The organism is Ruegeria sp. HKCCD6647-2, from assembly GCF_057221075.1.
This window is the reverse complement of the sequence record NZ_JBWVBD010000004.1, coordinates 404,420-426,255: the sequence shown is the minus strand read 5'-3', so window position 1 is coordinate 426,255 and position 21,836 is coordinate 404,420. Positions and strand designations below refer to the sequence as shown.

Here is a 21,836-nt window from a genome sequence, read left to right as displayed (position 1 = left end):
CCAATCGGAGGCACGCCGGCACCTGTGAGGGTGCCGACAGTGTCTGGGATTACTTTACGCTATCGGGGCCAAATTCCAGGTAGCCGTTTTGGGCGACCTCCAAAGCCTGATCGACGTAGTAGACCTCAACATCCTCGGGAAAACCGTTTTCCAAGGCGATCTTGTGATTTTCTTCCGTCAAAACCAGCGGCGTGAAGAAATCATAGACTTTCTCAGGTGTTTCGCCTTTGTGGATGCGATAGGCCATCTGGACGAAATTCCAACCCTCGCGCGTACCGGAAAGCAGGATATCCGCCTTTACGTTTCCATCCTGCATTTGCTGCATGATCGGGATATCGCCGTCATATCCGTAAAAATGCAGATCCGTGCGGCCGCTGTTTTCCGCGATGGCGATTGAAGGGTACATGTAACCATCTGTCACCCCGGAGATTGCATTGAGATCCGGGAATTGCGTCAACCAGTTTTCCGCAATCGACTGTGCTTTGACCGTATCCCAGTCCGCAGGTTGCTCGGCCACGACTTCTACGTTGTCGCAGGTGGCGATACCTTTCAGGATACCTTCGCGGCGGGCTTCACCCGATGGGTTACCAGCCTGCCCCAGCATGATACCGACCTTATAGGGTTCGCCACCCGACAGAGCACACATGGCCATACCCTGGTTCGTTCCGTTCGTTACATCACCCAAAGTGAAGCTGTAATCGGCGCTTTCCATTGGTGAATGAACGGCGATCCATGTAATTCCTTCGGCCTGCGCCTTGGCAACCAGCGGTTCGAACGCGTCTACGTTGATCGCGTTGACGAACATGACGTTGGGCTTTTCATTTATCGTCACTTCCGCCTGCTGAATCATTTTCTCCAGCGAGCCTTCTGCGGACAGCCAGCGCCCCGTGACCTTCACGTCGTCGAATGCCTCGTCATAGGCTTTGATCGCATCTTCGAACCCGGACAGCCAAGCCACATGATAAGGTGCAACATGTCCATCGTTGATGAACACGATATCAAGGGCATCGTTTGCCAATGCGGCGCTTGCACCTAAGGCGGAAACAAGGGCGGTGGTGGCCGCCAACGTTTTGGATAACTTCATTGGATTATCTCCTCCATATTAATCCGTTTCATGATCCGGCTGATCCGGCTTTTTTCGGTGTAGTTGCTTCTCTTTTCAGTGCGCTTCTGCTTGGCGGGATTGCCAAAGCAACCAGTTCGCGCCGAGCGCCGCCAGGATGACCACGCCTTTGAAAACCTGGTGCCAGACGTCTTCGACGTTCAGCAGGTTCAATGAGTTGTTGATGACACCAATGAACAGAAGCCCCCAAAAAGCCCCACCGATGGTGCCGCGCCCACCCAAAATCAAAGTTCCGCCGATGATTATCGCCGCAATGCCATCCAGCAGCAGCCCATTGCCATCCAGGCCGGGCTGAACAAAGCCCATCCGCGTCGACAGCATGATCCCGGCAAAACCGCTGCAAAGACCAGAGAACATAAAGATGCCGATCTTGACCCGATCGACGTTGATCCCGGCCAGTTTTGCGTTCTCTTCGCTATTGCCGATTGCGACGATGTATGAGCCCCAACGCGTGTGGTTGTAAACGACGTAGGCCAGCACGAAGAGGGCGACGAGAAACAGGAACGACCAGTAAAAGCCCATGAATTTTTCTGACCCCACGAAGCGAAAGAACCCGCCCATCAGAAAAATCTGCTGCCCGCGCGGAATAATGAGCCCCGACAGGCCTTGCGCCATGAAAAGCATCGAAAGCGTTACGATGAAGGCTGGAAGCTTGAATTTGGCGACCAAGACACCATTGAAAAAACCGACGGCCAATGACGCCGCAATAACGGCCAAAATACCGATTGCCACGCCCCCGGTCAGACCAAAACAAACACCCAACAAAATAGCGAACAAAACTGACCCCATCCCCATCGACAGGTCGATATTGCCGGATACGACGACAAAAAACTGACCCAATGCGATGAGACCGATGGGAACGATCTGACGCGAGATTGCCGACATGTTCTCGATACTCATGAAGCGGGGGCTGATCAGGAAGAACACCAGGCACAGAGCCAAGGTTACAAAGATGATGTTTTTCTCTCGCAGGAGTTTTCCGAAGTTAGGCATTTGATCCCCCGCTCCTCCATTCGCACCATTTGGTACGACCAAACACAATGCAAGAGGACCTAATCTTTGCCGAGTTGTCAAGAAAAGTTTGCAAAATCGACTTATCGTCGTACAAAACGCTGAACCTGGGGCCGAAAATTATCATCACAAAGCCCCCAAAACCATGTCTGCGCACCGGTCACCCAGCATCATTGCAGGGGCGTTGGTGTTTCCGGCCGGAATCTCAGGGACAGCGGACATGTCGCAAATACGCAGCCCCTGGATGCCTCGGACACGCATCCGCGCGTCCAAGACAGCCATCTTGTCGCCATCCGCGCCCATTTTGGCGGTGCCAGCCGGGTGGAAATTCGTCTTGACGACTTTCTTGCAATGTTCGGTAAGTCCCTGGTCTGACATGTCCAGAGGTGCGACGACCTCGTCGATCTTGCTGGCCAGAGGCTCGGTATCCATAGTCCGCCGGAAATACCGCAACCCCTTGATCATTTCGTCCATGTCACGTTGATCAGCCAGGAAGTTGGGGTTCACCAGCGGCATGTCGGCCGGATCGGCCGAGGCCAACCTGACATCGCCGGTGGAATGCGGCTTCAACAGAACCATCTGAATTGAAACGCCGTAATCCTCTTTGATGTCCCTGAGCTGTTCGTCATTCAAGTACATCACGGGTATGCAATAGGCTTCGTGGGTCGGCGGGGCTTCGGGGTCGGTTGGATTCAAAAAACAGGCCGCCTCCAACCCAGTTGTCGTTATTTTGCCGCGCCCGAAGAGTTTGAACTCAAGACCGTTGCGGATCATGTTCCAGCCGCGATCCTGCCCCCAATACCCATATGGACCATTGGCCCGAGCCACGACGGACACGTCCGGATGATCCTTTAGGTTCTGCCCAACACCCGGCAGGTCTTCCTCTACCTTTATTCCGTGCGATTGCAGGTGGTCCGCCGGACCCAACCCCGACAGCATCAGGAGTTTTGGAGTGATCAGCGCCCCTGCCGTCAGAAGCACTTCGCCATCAGCTCTCGCCGTGTGTTCGGCTCCGGATTTGTCTTTGTAGACGACACCTACCGCCTGCTTCCCTTCGATCAGAATTCGCTGAACCTGCGCATTCAGCCGAACCGTCAGGTTTGGGCTGTTCTTCAACGGGTCGATAAAGGCGTAAGCAGCCGAAATCCGCTGCCCATGATTGTATGTGAACTGAAAATAGCCAACGCCGCGCTGGTTTTTGCCATTGAAATCAGGATTAAATGGCTCTCCCTGCGCTTGGATGGCTTGAACAAACCATCGGGCCATGTCGTCAATGTAACCCGGGTCGGAGACAATCAGTTTCCCGTCGCAACCGTGCAATTCGTCATTGAATTTCTTGTTTCCTTCCAAGCGCTTGAAATGCGGTAAAACGTCTTCCCAGTCCCAACTGACCGCGTCGTTGTTGCCGCGCAGGATTTCGTTCCATTCGTTGTAGTCACTTGGACGCCCGCGCACGTAGGCCTGACCGTTAACAGTTGATCCGCCGCCAAGCACGTTGCCTTGAGGTATCTTTGCCTGGCGCCCGTTCAAATGAGGCTGTGGAATGGACATATGGTTCTTAAAGAACTTCGAGTCATTCTTGAGCAGCTTGAAGACGCCCGGCGGCATGTCCAAAAGCGGATGGCGATGATGAAACCCGCCTTCCAACAGCAACACGTTCGCACCGCTTTCGACCAGCCGAGAAGTGGCCACACATCCGGCCGATCCACCCCCAACGACGATGTAATCAAAAGTCTCAGTCATTGTCCTCCACCCTGCTTTCCCGCCACCCTGCCGTCCTCCAGACAGGTCGCGTTAAATCTCGCCTCAGCCAACCTCGCCAAGGATTATGATCTTTCCATACGCGCCACCGCTTGCCATCAATTCCAGAGCGTCTGCTGTGCGCTCCAATGGAAAAGTGTCGGCTGTCAGTACGTCGAAATCGATCGAACCCGCTTCGATCAATCGCACCGCTTCCTCAAACTCTGAATTGAACTGAAACGAACCGACAATTTTGATTTCCTTCAGCATAATCAGATGAAGCATCACTTGTGCTTCGCGCAGCTGGATATTGCTGAGAATTGAAACATGCCCCTTCGGACGCACGGCCTTGAGCGCTGTATTAAATGCGGGCAAGGCGCCGCTGGCTTCAATGACGACGTCAAATTGCCGTTCAAGATCGGATTCTATGAACTCCCCTGCAACCAGGCCGAACTGCGCACCCGCTTCCAGGGCCACCTCGACTGCTTTGGAACGCAAATCCAACGCGGTGACATCTGCACCTCGCGCCGCGGCTCCAGCAATGGCAAGCAAACCCATTGGGCCGCAGCCAGTGACCAACACTTTTTGACCTTCGCTGACATTAGCCTTGTTCAGCGCGTGCAATGCGCAGGCCAACGGTTCAGCAAAGGTCAGGTGGCGCGGGTCAACGTGTTCGGCGACCGGTCTGCAGCATCGAACGGGATGATCTATGACCTCGCGAAAAAACCCGTCCAGATGCGGAATGGTTGTGGCCGAGCCCGGAAATTTTTTCGCGGTGCAAAGGTTTTCTTCCCCTCGCTTACAGGCATCGCAATCCTGGCAATTCATGATCGGATTCAAAGCTACAAGCTGACCGGGTCGTAACCCAGAGCCGTTCGAGTCCATGACCCACGCACAGGCTTCGTGGCCCAAGGTCACAGCGTTCTGAAGTGCGAAACCGGCGTTTGCGAAATTCGAAAAATAGTGCAGGTCGGTTCCGCACAGACTGGCCACCGCCATTCGCAGCCGAGCGTATCCTTCTGGGATGCGTTCGGCGATCTCCTGATCGTTAGTCGAAACAGCACGTGCTGCGGTCAGTTTCGTTTCGATATGCGACATTGCACCCCCCCCCTCAAAATCCGATGGCGTACCCGCCGTCGACCGGCAGGTTTGCGCCGTTGACATAGGCGGCCTGATCGGAAGCGAGATAAAAAATGGCATTGGCGACATCGGTAGGCGTACCAAAGGCGTGTGACGGAATTCGGCCTTCGATCTTCTCTCGACGCGTCGGGTCCTTCGCCAAAACGGCGCGAGTCATATCGGTGTCGATGAAGCCTGGGCTGACCGCGTTACAGCGAATTCCGAACGGCGCGGCATCAACGGCGACAGAGCGGGTCAACCCAACTACAGCTGTCTTGGCCGTGACATAAGCTGCGGCCGATGGCAAAGCCATGATTCCACCCATCGAGGCCACGTTGACAATGGCCCCACCGGTGTCGCGGTGCAATGCCACGTAGCGTCCGCAAATCGCGAACATGGCGCCTACGTTAATACCCAGCACCTTATCCAGTTCATCCAGAGAGACATCCCACACCGGCTTCTTCAAATGTACGCCAGCATTGTTGATCAGCGCGGAGATGGGACCGGTTTCGCGATGGATTTCTGCAAGCCAGGCGGCATCCCGGTCAATGGCGATATCGCAATCGACAAAATGTGCGCCTTGTCCCAGGGTATCGAATTCGGACCGGCTGCGCGCGACGACATACACTTCGAATCCAGCATCGAGAAAGCGGCGCGACTGGCTTAGCCCCAGCCCCTTGTTTCCCCCGGTGATGACAGCAACAGACATTGGTCAAGCCTTTTGAAGATGGTGTCGAAAAAGAGTGTTGATCTGACTCAGAAAGTCGTCTGCCGGGATAGCTTTGCGGAAATAGCCCGGCAGGATCTCGCAGACTTCATCCACGAATCCGAGGAACCAGATATCGCGCGGGCGCGTCCATGCGTTGTCAATTGTGTGAAACGCGCCCTTAAAGAATCCCGCCAGATCCGGATTGCCGGCCTGCTCCAACCACGTGTTTCGGTTGGCCGGCTGACCGTTATTGTGCAGATACACCCCGGATTGAACAGATTGCGAAGTGATCCACTGCGCAAACTCTATGGCTTCCCCGGGGTGCTGGGTCTTGGCGGAAACCCCAAGACCAGCACCCCCGAGGATTGCGCGAGGCAGGGAGTAACCCTCGCATAATGGCAAATCGAAATAGGCTATTCGGTTATCCCGGAACCCGGGGCGGACATAGTTTACATAGCCGAACAGACAGGGAGAACAGGCAAATTCATCCGTTGTGGTCAGGGTTTCGAGAACGCTGATCGGGTTCATCTCGATTTGTTCGGATGGGCCAAGCGCGTAGAGGGCTCGCATCACGTTCAACGCGTATAAACCATTGTTTTCTGTAACGAATGTGTCAGGATTGTGAGGCATGATCTCTCCACCACGCCCTGCGACCAAAGTCATAAACATGTCGAAAGCGTCAACGGGCAAAAGCGGCGTAATCGCCTGAAACTGATGAGCCTCCGGCTTGAGGAAATCTTCCCAAAGTACGGGCAGTGGCCTGTTCATATCGGGTCTGTATGCCGCCATTTGGCAAGCTGCATCCACCGCATAGGCCCAACACTTGCCGTTCCAATAGTAGCTTTCAGCCGACCCGCCCAACGATGCATCGGGATCTTCCGGCATCGGCAATGGCAGTAACGCACCTGCTTCGGCGACCTGACCCACATGGGGATGATCCAGCACGATGAAGTCATAGCGTTCCGCCAGTCCAGCAATCGGCTCATCCGCAAATGCCTGAAGAGAGCGCTTGTCCCAAGAGACCGCAACGCCCTTGCGCGCTGCATATGCCTCCGATGCTACGACAACCGGGTCGTACCCCCGCGGGTGATCCCAGGTCATTCCCTTCAGTTTCATCTCACGTGCCTTTTTTGGACACCGGTACAGTGCCGCAACTGGCACACAGTTTGCAAGTATAAAAATAACTTTTGTATTTGAAAACTGTTATGCTAAGTTATGAACGGTCAACCCGCACGCTGAGATTCGGCTGCGGCGCTCTTACGGGCCTTACGACTGAGGAGGAGACAATGTCGTACAATTTCGGCCGCATAGGCCATGTGATTGCCGCTGCTGCTTTTGCAGTAGCTCCACTTGCTGCGAACGCTGCGGACTATACTTTTCGCCTGGCACACGTGACATCCGACAAAGAACCATTGCAGGCAGCGATGGAAGAATTTGTCAAAAACGTCGAAGCGCGCACGGACGGTCGCGTCGAAATCCAGATCTTCCCGAATGCGCAGCTTGGTTCGAACCCGGAAGTATTCGAACAGGTCCGGGCCGGCGCACCGATCATAACGATTTCCGACCCGGGTTATCTGAGCGATTTCGTTGCCGATTTTGGTGTGCTCGGGGGGCCTTACCTGATGAATGACCCGCGTGACTTCCAAAAGATCGTCGACTCCGACCTTTATGCTCAGTTGAAGGACCAGTTGAGAGAGGAATCTGGTATCGAACTGTTGGCGTTGAACTGGTTGTTCGGGTCGCGCCACATGCTCTCCGACAAGGCAATCAGCAGCCCGGACGATACTGCAGGCATGACGTTTAGGACTCCGCCAAACATCATGTGGGTCGAAACCTTTAACGCCATGGGCGCCCGTCCGACGCAAGTCGCCTGGGGCGAGGTCTATTCTGCGCTTTCAGCCGGAGTTGTCGATGGAGCCGAAGCACCGTTGCCTTCGATCTACGGTGCCAAACTGCACGAAACCAAAAATGTCATCTCGCTGACCGGCCACTTCAAAGGATTCACGGGTCTGATCATTAATGCCGATGTCTTTGCGGCCCTGCCCGAGGACATTCAGGCAATTATGAACGAGGAAGCCATCAATACAGGCGTTTTCATGACAGACCTCATGATGAACAGTCAGGAGGAGTGGATTTCAAAACTTGAAGCCGAAGGCGTCACCTTCAATCGCGATGTTGATGTCGAGGCCTTTCAGGCCGCAACGGCAGATGTCTACAGCAAATTTCCGGACTGGTCGGACGGACTCTACGAAAACGTCCGCTCCATCCTGGACAACTGAGAAAGGCAAGGATGCTCAGGCGCTGCAAGGTGCCTGAGCCTTATGGGGAGGCAACGCGGTGATCGGGATGGGACATTGGATTCGAAGGATAGAAAACCTGATATCCTTCTCGGCTCTCGCCGTATTGACCGGAACAGTTTTGTGGGGCGTCTTGACCCGCTACGTCACCGAGCGCCCAGCGGTGTGGACAACGGAATTGTCCGGTATCCTGTTCACCTGGGTTGTATTCATCGGCGCCATGACAGCTTATCGTGATGGTCGACACATCCGGGTCACGTTACTTGTCGATACCTTGCCTGAATCATTGCAGAAGGCCATCACAAAACTCGGGGAAATCATCGTCTGCCTCTTCCTGATCTACGTGACTTATCTAAGCTTCCTGATGATGGGAAAAGGCGCAACCCGGCCTTCTCCGGTTCTTAATATACCGTTTTCATATGTGTACCTCGCCACTCTCATTTGTTTTGCCGGAATGTCGGTAACCTCGGTTCTCAGGTTGCTCGGACTGGCAGAGGAGCCGGACCCCAATCAGGCGGAGGAAGTGCTGTGACACTCGCTCCGGTCCTCGTATTATTGTTGGGTATCGGTATCGGCATTCCGGTCGCGCTGGCGATAGGAATTGCAGCTTTGTCATTCTTTTTGATTTCGGGCGCCATGCCACCGGAGTTATTTGTTCAGCGCATGGTCGCGGTCACGCATTCATTCCCACTCCTTGCCGTGCCACTTTTCGTCATGACGGGCGTCGTGATGAACTACGCCGGCATCACGTCGCGCATGATGAGCTTTGCTGAGGCGATGACCGGACACTGGAAAGGTGGCTTGGCACAAGTGAACGTGTTGCTCTCGACATTGCTGGGCGGCGTATCCGGTTCAGCGAATGCCGACGCGGCCATGCAGTCCAAGATCCTTGTGCCGGAAATGTCGCGCCGTGGGTACGACCCGGCTTTTTCAACCGCCGTAACAGCGTCCTCGTCGATCATTTCGGTCATTATTCCACCAGGCATTGGCCTGATACTCTACGGTTTCATGGGTGACGTTTCGATTGGAAAACTGTTCATGGCTGGCATCGTGCCCGGGGTTGTCATTTGCGCCGCGATGATGGTTGCGGTTGCCGTGCAATCTCGCCGGCTGAACCTGCAGCCCGCCTTTTCGGCACCCATGCGGTGGGCGGATCGGGGCCGCGCCTTCACCGGAGCGTTTTTGGCTCTGTTGGTGCCGGTGGGCATCGTTGCGGGAATTCGGCTGGGGTATTTCACACCGACGGAAGCGGGCGCCATGGCGGTTTTGTTCGCGGCGGTCGTCGGGATTGTCTACGGTGAGTTGAAGCTGAAACACATCCAGCCAATTCTCGAGCAGACCATGCAGGCCACGGCGGTGATTCTGCTGGTAATCTGCGCGGCCAGCGCATTTGGGTTCTATATGACATGGGAGCGGATTCCCTCACTTGTGGCTGAGGCCATGCTGGCCTTGACCGAAAACCCGCTCACTTTGCTGATCCTGATCAATCTTTTGTTGATCCTTGCAGGCATGTTCATTGAAGGGTCTGCAGCGCTTATTCTTCTGACGCCGATCCTAGTTCCAGTTGTGACGAATGTCGGAATCGATCCGGTTCATTTCGGTATCGTCATGGTGTTCAACCTGACGGTTGCCGGAGTCACCCCACCGCTCGGAACCCTGATGTTCACGACGTGTTCAATTACAGGGGTGTCCATCGCGCAGTTCATCAAGGCATCGGTTCCTTTTTACATCGTCTTGTTCGGCATGCTGCTGGTGCTGACCTACGTGCCGCAACTGTCGTTGTGGCTGCCTGACCTTCAATTCGAATGAGGCCAACATGAGTGAAACCCAAGTAGGTTCTGTGCGCATCGAGATCGAAGAAAACGTCGCGGAAATCGTGTTGGACCGCCCCGCCAAGCACAACGCTTTGACCCCTGAAATGTATCGGCAGATTGCTGCGCGCTGCGCCGAGGCAAACGAAGCAGAAAACGTGCATGTCGTGGTTTTTCGAGGCGCTGGAGACAAGGCGTTTTGCGCCGGGTCCGATGTCAAGGCATTGGAGGGATACGAGGATTTCTGGGCGTGGCGAAACCGGTTTGACTATATCCCCCCGATCCTTGGTATTCGCAAGCCAACCGTCGCTGCGGTGAAAGGCTGGACATTGGGCGGCGGCCTTGAAATTGCTTTGGCCTGCGACCTGAGGGTTGTGTCGCGGTCAGCCGTATTTTCCGCACCGGAAGTTCAACTGGGCTGGAATGGTGCCGGAGGCGCAGCGCAGCACCTGACGCGAATGTGCGGATTTGGCCAGGCGATGAAAATCCTCCTCACCGGCGACAGGTTTTCGGCAGAGGAAGCTGACCAGTTGGGCATGGTCGAATACCTTGTGGATCCGGGAGAGGAACTGCCGCACGCCCGTACAATTGCCAAAAAGATTGCAAGCTATTCGCCTGTCGCGACGCAAGCGGTCAAGGCAGCGGTTCGCGGTGCGATGGATTTGAGTTCCGAACAGGGTCTTCGCAACGAAAATGAACTCATGTCCCTCTGTTTTGCAAAGATCGAGCAGGCTAAACTCCGGGCTTCGCTTGGAGGACAATACCGATGACAAAACCTGACGCAGTTGCTACCGCCACACCAAAGAAAGAGAAGTCGACGGTTCCTGCAGTCGAGAAAGCGCTGGATGTGCTGGAACTGGTAGCAGAGTCTCCAAACGGACTCACTATGAACGATATTGTGGACGCGCTTGGCCGGACCATGGGAGAGATCTATCGGGTCGTGGTCTATCTGGCAGAGCGTGGATACCTGCAACAGAACGAAGAAACCAATAGGTACGCATTAACTCTGCGAATGTTCGAACTGTCGCATCGGCACGACCCGACGGAACGCCTGATCCATGCCGCCCTGCCAATGCTTGAGAGAATTGCGGCGCGCAGCATGCAATCTTGCCACTTGGGTGTCTTGAACCGCGAAAACATCCTTGTTCTTGCATCAGTTCAAAGCCCGCTACCTGCCGGATACTCTGTCCGGACCGGTGCCTTTTTTCCCGTAAGTCAAACCAGTTCGGGGCACGTTATCCTCGCGTTTTCGAGTGAAGATGTTCAGAGGCGCTACATCGCGCGACAACCTTTCGAAAGCCAGAAAACGCTTCAGGAGCGCCTTGAGCAGATCCGCCAAGATGGTTTCGAAGATACACCCAGCACGATGATCACCGGCGTGCGAAACCTCTGCGTGCCCGTTTTTGATAGCCGTGGCGTTACCGCTGCGATCACCTCGGGGTTCATCGGGCAAACCAAAGAAACGGCATCGGCAGAAGAAACTCTAGCCACTATCCGTATGGCAGCCGCCGAACTGTCGCAATCTCTGGGCTTTAAACTGAATTCAAGCCCCTTCGAAGCAGCGTTGACTCTCTGACGGGAAGGATCAATTCATGACCGAAATTGCTGACAACCTCCCCCTTAGCGGGTTGCGTGTTTTGGACTTTGCACAATTTCTGGCTGGACCGGTTGCCGCGCTGCGCTTGGCCGACTTGGGTGCCGAAGTGATCAAGATCGAGCGGCCCCAAGGTGGCGATCTGTGCCGATCCATGGTGGTGAACGACCAGACGCTGGCTGGTGACAGCCTTGTGTTCCACACTTTCAACCGGGGCAAAAAAAGCGTCACGGCCGACCTGAAAGTCCCCGCGGATCTTGAAAAGGTTCGCGCGCTGATTTCCTCCAGCGACGTGATGATCCACAATTTTCGACCCGGCGTGATGGAACGGATTGGCTTGGACTATGCCAATGTCCAAGCATTGAACCCAAAGATCGTATATGGCGCGGTGTCAGGTTACGGCACAAGCGGACCGTGGGCGTTCAAACCAGGTCAGGACCTGCTTGTCCAATCCCTGTCCGGCATTGCCTGGCTCAACGGCAACGCGAATGATGGACCGGTGCCGACGGGTTTCGCCATGCTGGACGTCGCGACGGCAGGCAACCTGGTTCAGGGTATCCTGGCATGCTTGGTCAGGCGGGGGGTATCGGGCAAAGGCGGGCTTGTAGAGGTTGACTTGTTGTCAACGGCTATCGATATCACGTTCGAACAGTTCACCTGTTTCCTGAACGACGATAACCGTCAACCGCAGCGCCACCAAATTGGCAACGCCAACCCATACCAACCCGCACCCTACGGTGTCTACAAGACGCTGGACGGTCATATGGCGCTTGCGATGGCACCGTTGGCAAAACTGGCTGAACTTCTGGGCGCACCTGAGTTAGCGTCATACGAGCAGGATCAGGCATTTTCCGATCTGAACGAAATCAAAGGATTGGTCGCCAAAACCCTTGTTCAGCGTCCGGCACGACATTGGCTGGACATTCTTGAACCGGCGGGCGTCTGGTGCGCGGAGGTCCTTGACTGGCCAGGATTCGCCAAGAGCGACGGTTTCAGGGCGCTAGACTCCATTCAGACCATTCGAACGCAAACGGGGGAAGAAGCAAAGACAACACGTTGCCCGATCAGAATCGATGGCGATGTTTTGATCAACCCAGTTGCCGCCCCGTCACTCGGCGCCGACACCGCAGCGGTTCTGAATACGCTGGAATACGAAGACAGGTGATGGATGAGCACGCCGCTTGAGGGGATTACCATCGTCGATTTCAGCCAGTTTTTGGCCGGTCCCTACGCGTCGCTCAAATTGTTGGACATGGGCGCGCGCGTCATCAAGGTCGAGAACCCAGAAAAAGGCGATCTGTGCCGCCATCTATACCTGTCGGACACCAAAGTGGACGGCGAGTCGACACTGTTCCACGCCATCAATCGAGGCAAAGAAAGCATCGCGCTCGATCTCAAGTCCGATCGGGGATTAGAGATTGCTCGCCGGTTGTTATTGAAGGCGGATATTGCCATTCAAAACTTTAGACCGGGTGTCATGGACCGTCTTGGGCTGGGGTATGATGCGGTTCGTGAACTGAAACCAGACATCATCTACGGTTCGGTGTCAGGGTATGGTGACACCGGGGAATGGGCTGATCTTCCGGGCCAGGACCTTTTGGCTCAGGCGAGATCCGGCATCATGTGGTTGAACGGCAATGCCGATCAAGGCCCGGTACCCGTTGGCTTGCCGATCGCAGATATCAGTGCAGGTGCTAACCTGGCTCAGGGCCTGTTGGCTGCGCTTTTTCACCACGCTCGTTCGGGCCGTGGCTCATTCGTGCAAACCAGTCTGCTTGAGTCGTTGCTGGACTTGCAGTTCGAATTCCTGACCACTTATTTGAACAATGGCGAAACCCCCCCCCGGCGGTTGCAAAAGGGATCCGCGCATGGATATCTGGCGGCGCCGTACGGCGTATATGAGACCGCTGAAGGTTACTTGGCGCTGGCAATGACGCCGCTTGAAACCCTTGCCGAGCTTATTGATTTGCCGAATCTGCCCTCGAGTGTTCGCGCACCAAATATCGCGTTCGAGAAAAAAAGCGAAATCTACGACATTTTGCAAAGGGCCTTTCTAAGCCGAAGCGCGACCGAGTGGGAAGACTATCTGAGCGCACATGGTGTTTGGTGTGCCCGGGTACTTGACTGGGAAGACGTGTTTTCACTTGCTTCCTTCGCAGACATGATTTCGACACCCACCCAAACAACAGAACCGGTGATACGAATGATCCGCTCCCCTCTTAGGTTCGAGAGGCGGCGCGCCGATTGCCGGACGTCTGCTCCGCGGCTCGACGAACACGGATTCAGGGTCTTACGGGAATTCGGCCTATGATTTTCGCCAGTTGATGAATGTGCGCCTCTGGGCAAGATGTTTTCGGATGTGTCGCAAACTACGAGGTCCAATTGACGAGCCTGCCAGATCTGACGTTTGTCCCCGTCGAATGGATTTCGAACAGGATTCAACATGATCTCCTTGAAAGGCTGCCATTTCCCCAAAGACGCGGTTTTGTACGCTGTGTAATTCTATCTGCGGTACACGGTGTCATACCGCGATTTGGAAGAGATCATGGCTGAGCGCGGTGTTCAGGTTGACCACGCTACTCTCAACAGATGGGTTGTAAAATTCTCACCCATGGTAGCCGCGCGAGCGCAATCGAAGAAACGCCCAACGCAAAAGTCCTGGAGAATGGACGAGACCTACATACGTGTTCGAGGCAAATGGATGTATCTCTATCGAGCAGTCGACAAAGCAGGAAATACCCTTGATTTCATGCTGTCTGAGCGAAGGAACAGCCCAGCAGCAGCAAGGTTCTTTGCTAAAGCGATGTCGTCAAACGGAATCCCGCGCAAGATCGTCATCGACAAAAGTGGCGCTAACGCGGCCGGTATTCGAGAAGTCAGCAGAATTCTGAGGCGATTTGGATGCTCAGCCAAAGTACAGACCATAAAGTCCAAGTATCTGAAAAACATGATCGAACAAGATCATCGAGTCATAAAGCGGCGTGTTCGGCACATGTGTGGGTTTAAGTCGTTCGCATCCGGCTCAGCCACATTGGATGGCATTGAGGTGGCCAACATGATCCGGAAGAAGCAATTCTCTAGCGCTACGATCTCGGAATTTCGGATGTTTGCTGAGATCGCAGGGTAAATGTGATCAGTAATTGGCCGCCTCTGGACGTTCCAAAAGTTTGCGACAGTTCCACTTCAGCTTCGACCGCAAGGTCCAGCTGGCTCATCCTGCGTCGTTTTCGCCACTCTTTCAGCATGCCCGGATAGGATGTCATGGGCCGAGTCTAGCAATGGTCCGGACAGAAATCACTTACCTCTGAGGTAATTGATTTGCGCCTGCCGCAAGTCGCATGAAAGACGCATATCGAAAGGAGAAGATCATGACCCAACAACAGTCAGCGATGCGGATTTCAGGTGGTGTTCTTGTTGCGACCGGGGTGCTTTTTGCGCTGGCCGCGCTGCCGTTTCTGCACCCCGTCGCGCATATCTTTCTGCAAATTGCGTATTGGCCAATTCATGACATTCCTGCGGAGCTGACGGTTCCGTCGCCCCTGTTGCTGGTCATCACCGGTGGCCTGACGGTTGGTCTGGGTGGAATGCAGTGGGCGCTGGGAACCTATGTTGCCGCAGTATCGGCGGTGGCCGCAGCCAAGACCGCGCAGATTGTGGCATGGGCCTGGTTCTGTGTCGACAGCTTGGGCTCCGTTCTGGTGGGCGCGCCCTTCAACTTCGTCCTGAACCTGACGTTCTTGGTACTGATTTTGGTGTCCAGCCGCCCCCGGACGGCAAGCGAACACGCAATGTCCTGATGCGGTTCGACTTCCGCGGGGCGTATGAAGAAAATAGATCGGTTTTTCAGAAACCAGTGGTGCACATTTTGCGATCCAGTGGTTCAAGGCCGCACGTTCGGCGGAAACACCAATTTCAACCGGGATTTCTTCCATATCCCGGCATGACACTGAATAGCGCAGGAAAAAGACACTGTGTGCGAGATCACGACCTCCGGAAAAAGTGCTACTTTGAATGAGGTTTTCCCATCTCGCCTCGTTCGAAATACCGCTTGGCGATACCTCCGTGTACGCTGCGCAAGGTTGTTGTGAATTGGAGCGAATCTATTTCGCAGGAGCCCGCAGACGGAGGTATTCATCTACCATCGGAAGAGCTGCGGCCAAAAACCTCTTTTGGCGTGTCTCCGCGCCCGGTTCACTCATTCTGGTGATGATCCAGCCCAAGTAGGTCAATGTACGGATCAGCATGAACTGCGGCAACAGGGACGTGTCCAGCGGGCGTATATTGCGGTAGCCCTCAAGAAATGCTGATTGCAGATCCTGATAGTCAGGTTCGGGGCGGTTTTTGAACAGGGCAGTGGCCACATCGAAAAGCCGGAACCCGTAGCCACTGTCGTCAAAATCGATCAGGCCAATATTCATTTGTCCGTCGATCATGACATTTTCCCGCAGCATATCGGCGTGAATAAGACCAAAATCCAGATCACTGTCGGATAAATCGCCGCGCAAACAGTCGCGCGCTGTCAAAATGCGCTTTTGTTGAGTTGCATCCAATCCAGGGTTTTCCCAGAAGCGGTCCCACAAGGGTGACTCACCCAATAGACCCTCGATGTCCCAGCGCTTTCTTTGAAAGTCGCTGGGCATGTCCCAGGTGTCCGAGATCTGATGTACCCTAGCCATCAATTGTCCTACACGGCGAAATGTGCCTAACCGATCATCCAATTCAAGCGGGGTCCCCGTTGCCCCCATTGGCTTGCCGCCGAGCCAAGTGAGCAGATCGGCGTGGTAACCATCTACCTCAATCAAGAATTCGCCAGAGGTTGCTGGAACCGGTGAGGGTACTCTCAGCCCTTCAGCGCCCAGGTGGTGCATCCAAGCCAACTCGGACTCCATCATCTGTACGGATTGGTATCCGGGTCGATGCAGGCGTAAAGCAAACTGGGACCCCGAGCCGTCCTTTACCCGAAAAACTACGTTCTCACGTTGTGCGACAAGCGATATCTGCGCGTCTTCAAGCGCCCAGGCCGCTAAGGCTTTTCGTGCGGTGGATTCAACCATCAATTCAGCTCTACCCGACGCAGTACCCGATCCAGCGTGTCAACCAACTGGTCCGCGTTTTCGCGTGTGAACTGCATATTTGGTCGGATCTTGAGCACGTTGTAGTGGATGCCCAGGAAATTTATGAGAACGCCTTCGTTGCGCATTTCATTTGCCAGGCGCTTTGTGAAAGCGGTGGCCGGTTCCTTCGTTTCGCGGTCCAATACCATCTCGGCCCCAAAGAACAGGCCGGATCCGCGGACATCTCCGATACATGGATGATGCTCGGCCAAATCTTGCAGTCGGTCACGGGCGTAGACACCAACATCGTGTGCCTGTGAGACCAGACCTTCTTCCTCGAGAACGTCCAGAACCGCTTCGGCCGCTGCGCAAGATACAGGGTTGCCGCCGAATGTATTGAAATAGCGGAAGGAGTTTCGGAAGGTTGACATGACATCCATTGAAGTCACCACCCCCGCGACGGGATGGCCGTTGCCCATGGGTTTGCCCAACGTGACGACATCCGGATTCAGTCCGATACGCTGGTGGCCCCACATGTGGCTGCCGATCCGGCCAAAACCTGGCTGGACCTCATCTGCAATCACGATACCACCTGCGCGACGCACAACCTCGACCGCTGGATCCAGGAAACCGCGGTGCAGATCGGGAAAGCCTTCATTGGCAAAATACGGGCAGATAATCAGCGCCGAGAAGCCGTGACCGCTGGCTTCCAGATCGTCGATCTGTGCCTGAATCGCTTCGGCAAAGGCGCGGGCATGGGCGACGCCAGGCTCGCCACCCAATGGCCGGTAACTATCGGGCGCGGGCACGTGGCGCACGTGGCTACCGTCACCCGTGCCTGGGCGGTTTGTCATGGACAGTTGCGCGACGACAGTGGTGTTGCCGTGATAGGTGTGGTCAGTTGCGATAACGCCGCGCTTGCCGGTCACAGCCTCGGCCATGCGCAGGGCGATATCATTGGCCTCGGAACCGGTACACGTCATGATCGCGGTCTTCAGGGGTTGATCGAATGTCGACGTTAGCTTTTCGACGTAGCGAATGATGCCCTCATGGAGGTAGCGTGTATGCGTATTCAGCGTCGCGGACTGCTTGCAGATGGCCTCCACCACCCTTGGGTGGCAATGACCCACATGCGGAACGTTGTTGTAGCAATCTAGATATTTGCGACCATCGACATCCCAGACCCAAACGCCATCCCCTTTGACCAGGTGTACCGGTTCTTCGTAGAATGTACTTACTTTTGGACCGAGCAGTCTTTCCCGGTCTGCGATCAGTTCTGCGTTTGTGCGTCTCGCGTTCGATTGAGCCATTTGTTTTACTAAGTCCTGCTTGCGTGCCGGTTAACCGAAAACCGGTTTTTGACGTATTCAGACGGTCGTATTCCGAATTGCTGGGTAAAGGACTTTGTGAAATTGGCCCCCGACCCAAAGCCGGTGGCCGTTGAAATTTCGATGATCGAAAGATCAGTCTGCGTTAACAGATCTCGCGCTTTCTCAAGTCGCTTGCGCTTGATGAAGCGGCTTGGCGGCATTCCCGTGATGCTCTGGAAAGTACGTTCGATCTGGCGGCGGGACATCCCGTATTCTTCGACCAGATCGTTCACGCTAAGGTTTTCGACCCTGTTTTCATCTATCGCCTGGACAACGGAAAGGAACATCCGGTTGCGCGTGTTGTACCGCACCGATGCGCTCAGGCGTTGAGGTGTTTCCGGCGGGCGCGAGATTTCCCCGAGCATGAAGTCCGCGACCTTTGCAGAAATTCTCTCATCCAGGTCTTTGGCGACCAATGTCATCATCAGATCAGTCGTCGACTGACCACCCGCACATGTCACGAAACCGGGATATTCTGTGAAAATCGAAGGTGCTGGCGGCAGGTCCGGATAACGCTCTTCAAAGGCGGTGCGAATACTCCAGTGGACCGTGAATGGGCGCCCCCTCAATATTCCAGCTTCGATGACCGTAACGGCAGATGTACCGAGACAACCCAGAAACCGATTTCCGTGCCGTTCTCTATGGCGAAGCCATTTTAGTAGTGTCTTGCCAGGGCTAGTCCACGGTTCATCGAATGCGAGAAGGAAACATCTTGCATCCGGCCGGATATCCGAAACTTGACCATCAACGGAACGAGCGTGGCCATTGGCGCATTCCACAGGTTGGCCGTTGGCGGAATAGATCCGGAAGTCATATACCGACCGTTCGCAGATCCGATTGGCCGCGGCCAGTGGGGCAACTGCCGCCGCAAGGTCCAGAGGATTGTAGCCGGGGACCAAGATGAATGCGAAACTGATCGTTTCGCCTGCTTCGGGCGCGCGATTGTCGGGGTGGAATGATCCGGTAATCTGGTTCAAAGACTTTTTCCTTCACATTACAGTTTGATCCAGGCGGTCTTGAGGTCCAGAAACTTGTCGAATGCATGCAAGGACTTGTCGTGCCCGTTTCCAGACTGTTTTACGCCACCCATGGGGACGGTAACGTCCGGGCCGCCATAAGTGTTCACATGAACGACGCCCGTGCGCATTTCGCGAACCATGCGATGCGCACGTGAGAGATCAGCTGTCCAGACACCACCGGCGAGGCCAAAGTCCGTACTGTTGGCAAGGTGAATGGCCTCGGTCTCGGTGTCGAAGGGCGTGACCGCCAGAACGGGGCCGAAAACCTCACTTTGAGCCAGCGTGTGATGCTCTGCCACGTCGGTCACGATCGTCGGCTCCATGAAAAAGCCCCCGGTTTCCTCAAGGATACGGTTGCCACCCTGATACAAGGTGCCACCCTCGACCTGGGCCGTTTCGACAAAGGAAAGGTTCTGTTTCAACTGGTTGGCGTTGTTGACCGCTCCTGCCTGCGTGGAGAGGTCAAGCGGATCTCCTACGCGCATTTTCCCGGCGGCCGTGGCCAATTCCGCGACGAACTCGTCATGGATCGAACGCTCGACCAACAACCGTGATCCGGCCACGCAAACCTGGCCTGAGTTGCGGAAAATGCCAGCGGCGCTGACAGCAGCAGCTTCGGCCAAGTTCCTGGTATCAGCAAAGACAACATTCGCGGATTTTCCCCCCAGTTCCAGATAGCATCGCTTCATGTTTGAAGCAGCCGACGCCTGCAAAATCCTGCGACCCGTTGCACCAGATCCTGTGAAAACGATGACATCCACGTCCATTGAGCGGGAAAGTGCCTCGCCCACGATCTTGCCGTCGCCGGTAACGACGTTCAGGACGCCCGGCGGCAGACCTGCCTCAAGCGCCAGCTCTGCCATGCGGATCAGGGTGAGTGACGCAGTTTCCGATGGCTTCAACACGACCGAGTTTCCGGCCGCGAGAGCTGGACCCAGTTTCCAAGCGCCAATCATCAATGGGAAATTCCAGGGGATGATGGCCGCGACGACGCCAACAGGTTCTTTGTGGACCAACCCCATGACATCGTCGCCTGTGGGGGCTATTTCGCCATAGATCTTGTCGACGGCTTCAGCATAAAAGCGGATCGTTGCAATCGCCGAGCCGGGTTCCGCTTTCAGTGCCATGCCGATCTCGGTGCCGTTATTGCGCACGCCAAGTACGGCAAGATCGAGCAGCTCGGCTTCCATCAGATCTGCCCATTTGAGCATGATCTTCTTGCGAGCATTCGGCGGCATACCGCGCCAACGCTTGTCATCGAAAGACCGGCGCGCCGCAGCAACTGCCCTATTGGTGTCCTCCATGGTGCCTGCTGCCGTTGAAGCCACCACCGCCCCGTTCAATGGAGAGATGACATCATCCGTTTGTCCCGAAACGCTGTCGCACTGATTTCCATCAATCAGAAGTTTCTGCGGCGGGATGGGTTTGTCACGCAGCGCGTCGATTTTGGACTGGTCGGTCACAGATGCTACCTTTGCTGAGTGTCATGTATTTCGTGATCAATTTCGGATTCGGCCAACCGAGCCACATGCTCTTTGCGCAAGGTGCGGATATGCATCACGATTACGAGTACGATAAGCGCAGCAAGAATTGCCGCAATTGGCCGGTCCACGAAATCCATCGGCGAATTCACCCGGATCATGGCCGAGCGGAGTTTGACCTCCATGATGCCACCCAGGACCATACCGAGGACGATGGGTACTATGGGCAGATTCAGACGCTTCAGGACCAGCCCCATCACTCCAAAGCCTGCCGCAATGGCGCAATCGACCACGGAATTTCGCAAACTGTAGACGCCGACAAAGCTCAGCGTCAGGATGATCATGCCAAGGAACCGCGTGGGCACCTGGATGATCTTAGTCAGCAGGTTGGTGGAGAACATCAGGAAGATGATGACGATTACGTTTAGCAGGATCATCGCCACATAAAGCGCGTAGACGAAGTCCAGTTGGCTTTGGAACAACTGCGGTCCCGGAATCACGTTGTGAACATAGAAAACGGACAGCATCATTGCAGTAAGCGCCTCGCCCGGAATGCCTAGCGCCAGAAGCGGAATCATGGCGGCGGCGGGTACTGCATTATTGGCGGCTTCCGAGGCAATCAGACCCTCGGGGGCGCCGTCGCCAAAATCATCGGGCGTTTTCGACGTCCGTCGAGCGTACGTGTAGGACATGAACTGCGCAGTGAACTCACCTACGCCGGGGATCATGCCCATCAGAACTCCGAAACCACCTGCAACGGTTGCGACACGTTTGTACAGCCATGTTTCTTTCATGGCGGCGGCCAGCGACCCTTCGACCGGCTGCGGATCGGGGGCGCTGTCTTTTTCGGTCAAGAGCAAGAAGGCCTGCGACAAAGCAAAGAGCCCGAGAACAACGACGATCAGGTCAAATCCGCCGGTCAGCCATGTCTGCTCAAACGTCATGCGTTGATTGTATTTGACGTCCAGTCCGACAGTGTGAAGCAGGACGCCAAACCCGGCCAATCCACCGGCAGCAAAAACCTGACCCCGGTGAGCCAGAACCACAAGGATAATGCCGAGCAGGGCAGCAAGGAAGATCTCACGGCTTCCGAAATGCGGCGCCACGAGCGCCAGGACGGGTGAAAGAAAGATCAGACAGAGAATTCCGAACATCCCGCCCCAGAACGAAGCGGAATAGGCAAGCGCGAGCGCGCGACGGGCCTGACCACGTTTTGTCATCGGGTAACCGTCGTAAGTGGTTAGCGCGTTCACGGCTGTGCCGGGCGTGTTGATCAGGATTGCAGGCAAGGCGCCGCCATACATCGATGAGCCGTAAATTCCCAAGAGCATCGTGAGACCCACAATCGGATCCAGCGAAAAAGTCGCGGGCAGCAAGATGGCGATGGCGACCGCCGCGCCTACGCCAGGAACGGCCCCGATAATCACGCCGCCGATTGAGCCGATGAAAAGCGCAAGGACGACGTCCCAACGCATCAGAAGCTCGACACCTGAGAAGAAAGTTTCCAT

Annotated in this window: 19 protein-coding genes and 1 pseudogene; 9 read left to right on the top strand and 11 right to left on the bottom strand. The window is 55.3% G+C overall.

The genetic code is table 11. The features are described from left to right. Positions 1-49: 49 nt before the first annotated feature. The 6 genes from AC2TDJ_RS13595 to AC2TDJ_RS13570 form a co-directional block, all read right to left on the bottom strand. Entirely contained in the window at positions 50-1,084 is a 1,035-nt protein-coding gene (locus AC2TDJ_RS13595; protein WP_480842975.1) for a sugar ABC transporter substrate-binding protein, read from the bottom strand. Between the two features lie 75 nt (positions 1,085-1,159). Continuing rightward, positions 1,160-2,116, bottom strand: a complete 957-nt coding sequence (locus AC2TDJ_RS13590) for an ABC transporter permease (RefSeq protein ID WP_480842974.1) — start codon at positions 2,114-2,116, stop codon at positions 1,160-1,162. Between the two features lie 144 nt (positions 2,117-2,260). Continuing rightward, entirely contained in the window at positions 2,261-3,877 is a 1,617-nt protein-coding gene (locus AC2TDJ_RS13585) for a GMC family oxidoreductase (RefSeq protein ID WP_480842973.1), read from the bottom strand. Positions 3,878-3,940: 63 nt separating this feature from the next. Beyond that, positions 3,941-4,972 carry a zinc-binding dehydrogenase gene (locus tag AC2TDJ_RS13580; RefSeq protein ID WP_480842972.1) on the bottom strand — a complete coding sequence of 344 codons (1,032 nt, stop codon included), beginning with the start codon at positions 4,970-4,972 and terminating at the stop codon, positions 3,941-3,943. A gap of 13 nt (positions 4,973-4,985) precedes the next feature. Next, positions 4,986-5,702: an SDR family NAD(P)-dependent oxidoreductase gene (locus tag AC2TDJ_RS13575; RefSeq protein ID WP_480842971.1), complete on the bottom strand. Its 717-nt coding sequence runs from the start codon at positions 5,700-5,702 to the stop codon at positions 4,986-4,988. A gap of 3 nt (positions 5,703-5,705) precedes the next feature. Next, on the bottom strand, positions 5,706-6,818 hold the full coding sequence (locus tag AC2TDJ_RS13570) for a carbohydrate ABC transporter substrate-binding protein (protein WP_480842970.1): 1,113 nt from the start codon (positions 6,816-6,818) through the stop codon (positions 5,706-5,708). A 170-nt stretch (positions 6,819-6,988) separates the two neighbouring features. Between AC2TDJ_RS13570 and AC2TDJ_RS13565 the strand changes: the two genes are divergently transcribed. The 9 genes and pseudogenes from AC2TDJ_RS13565 (at position 6,989) to AC2TDJ_RS13525 (ending at position 15,201) form a co-directional block, all read left to right on the top strand. Next, a complete protein-coding gene (locus AC2TDJ_RS13565; protein WP_480842969.1) occupies positions 6,989-7,981 on the top strand; it encodes a C4-dicarboxylate TRAP transporter substrate-binding protein in 993 nt (330 codons plus the stop codon). A 67-nt stretch (positions 7,982-8,048) separates the two neighbouring features. Beyond that, positions 8,049-8,531, top strand: a complete 483-nt coding sequence (locus AC2TDJ_RS13560; RefSeq protein WP_480842968.1) for a TRAP transporter small permease — start codon at positions 8,049-8,051, stop codon at positions 8,529-8,531. Further along, the gene (locus AC2TDJ_RS13555; RefSeq protein WP_480842967.1) at positions 8,528-9,808 is read left to right on the top strand and encodes a TRAP transporter large permease; all 1,281 of its coding nucleotides are present in this window, start codon (positions 8,528-8,530) and stop codon (positions 9,806-9,808) included. Before AC2TDJ_RS13560 ends, AC2TDJ_RS13555 begins: the two co-directional genes overlap by 4 nt. 7 nt (positions 9,809-9,815) lie before the next feature. Then, positions 9,816-10,580 (top strand): enoyl-CoA hydratase/isomerase family protein, encoded by a 765-nt coding sequence (locus tag AC2TDJ_RS13550; protein ID WP_480842966.1) that lies wholly within the window; start codon positions 9,816-9,818, stop codon positions 10,578-10,580. Next, positions 10,577-11,386 carry an IclR family transcriptional regulator gene (locus AC2TDJ_RS13545; RefSeq protein WP_480842965.1) on the top strand — a complete coding sequence of 270 codons (810 nt, stop codon included), beginning with the start codon at positions 10,577-10,579 and terminating at the stop codon, positions 11,384-11,386. Before AC2TDJ_RS13550 ends, AC2TDJ_RS13545 begins: the two co-directional genes overlap by 4 nt. A 16-nt stretch (positions 11,387-11,402) precedes the next feature. Further along, on the top strand, positions 11,403-12,569 hold the full coding sequence (locus tag AC2TDJ_RS13540; RefSeq protein ID WP_480842964.1) for a CaiB/BaiF CoA transferase family protein: 1,167 nt from the start codon (positions 11,403-11,405) through the stop codon (positions 12,567-12,569). A 3-nt stretch (positions 12,570-12,572) separates the two neighbouring features. Beyond that, positions 12,573-13,715: a CaiB/BaiF CoA transferase family protein gene (locus tag AC2TDJ_RS13535; protein WP_480842963.1), complete on the top strand. Its 1,143-nt coding sequence runs from the start codon at positions 12,573-12,575 to the stop codon at positions 13,713-13,715. A 132-nt stretch (positions 13,716-13,847) separates the two neighbouring features. Then, positions 13,848-14,531, top strand: a pseudogene (locus AC2TDJ_RS13530) (IS6 family transposase). Positions 14,532-14,772: 241 nt separating this feature from the next. Then, positions 14,773-15,201, top strand: a complete 429-nt coding sequence (locus tag AC2TDJ_RS13525) for a hypothetical protein (protein ID WP_480842962.1) — start codon at positions 14,773-14,775, stop codon at positions 15,199-15,201. A gap of 303 nt (positions 15,202-15,504) precedes the next feature. Here the strand turns inward: AC2TDJ_RS13525 and AC2TDJ_RS13520 are convergent, their stop codons facing one another. From AC2TDJ_RS13520 to AC2TDJ_RS13500, 5 genes are read right to left on the bottom strand one after another with little or no spacing between them, the layout of a single operon-like run. Next, a complete protein-coding gene (locus AC2TDJ_RS13520; RefSeq protein WP_480842961.1) occupies positions 15,505-16,458 on the bottom strand; it encodes a phosphotransferase enzyme family protein in 954 nt (317 codons plus the stop codon). Continuing rightward, complete coding sequence (locus AC2TDJ_RS13515) at positions 16,458-17,768, bottom strand: aspartate aminotransferase family protein (RefSeq protein ID WP_480842960.1); 1,311 nt, start codon at positions 17,766-17,768, stop codon at positions 16,458-16,460. The genes AC2TDJ_RS13520 and AC2TDJ_RS13515 overlap by 1 nt, the downstream gene beginning before the upstream one ends. Positions 17,769-17,776: 8 nt before the next feature. Continuing rightward, positions 17,777-18,805, bottom strand: a complete 1,029-nt coding sequence (locus tag AC2TDJ_RS13510; RefSeq protein ID WP_480842959.1) for a GlxA family transcriptional regulator — start codon at positions 18,803-18,805, stop codon at positions 17,777-17,779. Positions 18,806-18,822: 17 nt separating this feature from the next. Then, on the bottom strand, positions 18,823-20,310 hold the full coding sequence (locus AC2TDJ_RS13505) for an aldehyde dehydrogenase family protein (protein WP_480842958.1): 1,488 nt from the start codon (positions 20,308-20,310) through the stop codon (positions 18,823-18,825). Positions 20,311-20,315: 5 nt separating this feature from the next. Beyond that, positions 20,316-21,836, bottom strand: a complete 1,521-nt coding sequence (locus AC2TDJ_RS13500) for a tripartite tricarboxylate transporter permease (protein ID WP_480842957.1) — start codon at positions 21,834-21,836, stop codon at positions 20,316-20,318.

What these genes read in the sequence shown, in the direction of transcription:
- AC2TDJ_RS13580 (WP_480842972.1), bottom strand. Translation starts at nt 4,972, where the DNA reads ATGTCGCATATCGAAACGAAACTGACCGCAGCACGTGCTGTTTCGACT.
- AC2TDJ_RS13560 (WP_480842968.1), top strand. Translation starts at nt 8,049, where the DNA reads ATGGGACATTGGATTCGAAGGATAGAAAACCTGATATCCTTCTCGGCT.
- AC2TDJ_RS13595 (WP_480842975.1), bottom strand. Translation starts at nt 1,084, where the DNA reads ATGAAGTTATCCAAAACGTTGGCGGCCACCACCGCCCTTGTTTCCGCC.
- AC2TDJ_RS13535 (WP_480842963.1), top strand. Translation starts at nt 12,573, where the DNA reads ATGAGCACGCCGCTTGAGGGGATTACCATCGTCGATTTCAGCCAGTTT.
- AC2TDJ_RS13520 (WP_480842961.1), bottom strand. Translation starts at nt 16,458, where the DNA reads ATGGTTGAATCCACCGCACGAAAAGCCTTAGCGGCCTGGGCGCTTGAA.
- AC2TDJ_RS13565 (WP_480842969.1), top strand. Translation starts at nt 6,989, where the DNA reads ATGTCGTACAATTTCGGCCGCATAGGCCATGTGATTGCCGCTGCTGCT.
- AC2TDJ_RS13575 (WP_480842971.1), bottom strand. Translation starts at nt 5,702, where the DNA reads ATGTCTGTTGCTGTCATCACCGGGGGAAACAAGGGGCTGGGGCTAAGC.
- AC2TDJ_RS13590 (WP_480842974.1), bottom strand. Translation starts at nt 2,116, where the DNA reads ATGCCTAACTTCGGAAAACTCCTGCGAGAGAAAAACATCATCTTTGTA.
- AC2TDJ_RS13585 (WP_480842973.1), bottom strand. Translation starts at nt 3,877, where the DNA reads ATGACTGAGACTTTTGATTACATCGTCGTTGGGGGTGGATCGGCCGGA.
- AC2TDJ_RS13515 (WP_480842960.1), bottom strand. Translation starts at nt 17,768, where the DNA reads ATGGCTCAATCGAACGCGAGACGCACAAACGCAGAACTGATCGCAGAC.
- AC2TDJ_RS13500 (WP_480842957.1), bottom strand. Translation starts at nt 21,836, where the DNA reads ATGGAAACTTTCTTCTCAGGTGTCGAGCTTCTGATGCGTTGGGACGTC.
- AC2TDJ_RS13525 (WP_480842962.1), top strand. Translation starts at nt 14,773, where the DNA reads ATGACCCAACAACAGTCAGCGATGCGGATTTCAGGTGGTGTTCTTGTT.
- AC2TDJ_RS13570 (WP_480842970.1), bottom strand. Translation starts at nt 6,818, where the DNA reads ATGAAACTGAAGGGAATGACCTGGGATCACCCGCGGGGGTACGACCCG.
- AC2TDJ_RS13545 (WP_480842965.1), top strand. Translation starts at nt 10,577, where the DNA reads ATGACAAAACCTGACGCAGTTGCTACCGCCACACCAAAGAAAGAGAAG.
- AC2TDJ_RS13550 (WP_480842966.1), top strand. Translation starts at nt 9,816, where the DNA reads ATGAGTGAAACCCAAGTAGGTTCTGTGCGCATCGAGATCGAAGAAAAC.
- AC2TDJ_RS13540 (WP_480842964.1), top strand. Translation starts at nt 11,403, where the DNA reads ATGACCGAAATTGCTGACAACCTCCCCCTTAGCGGGTTGCGTGTTTTG.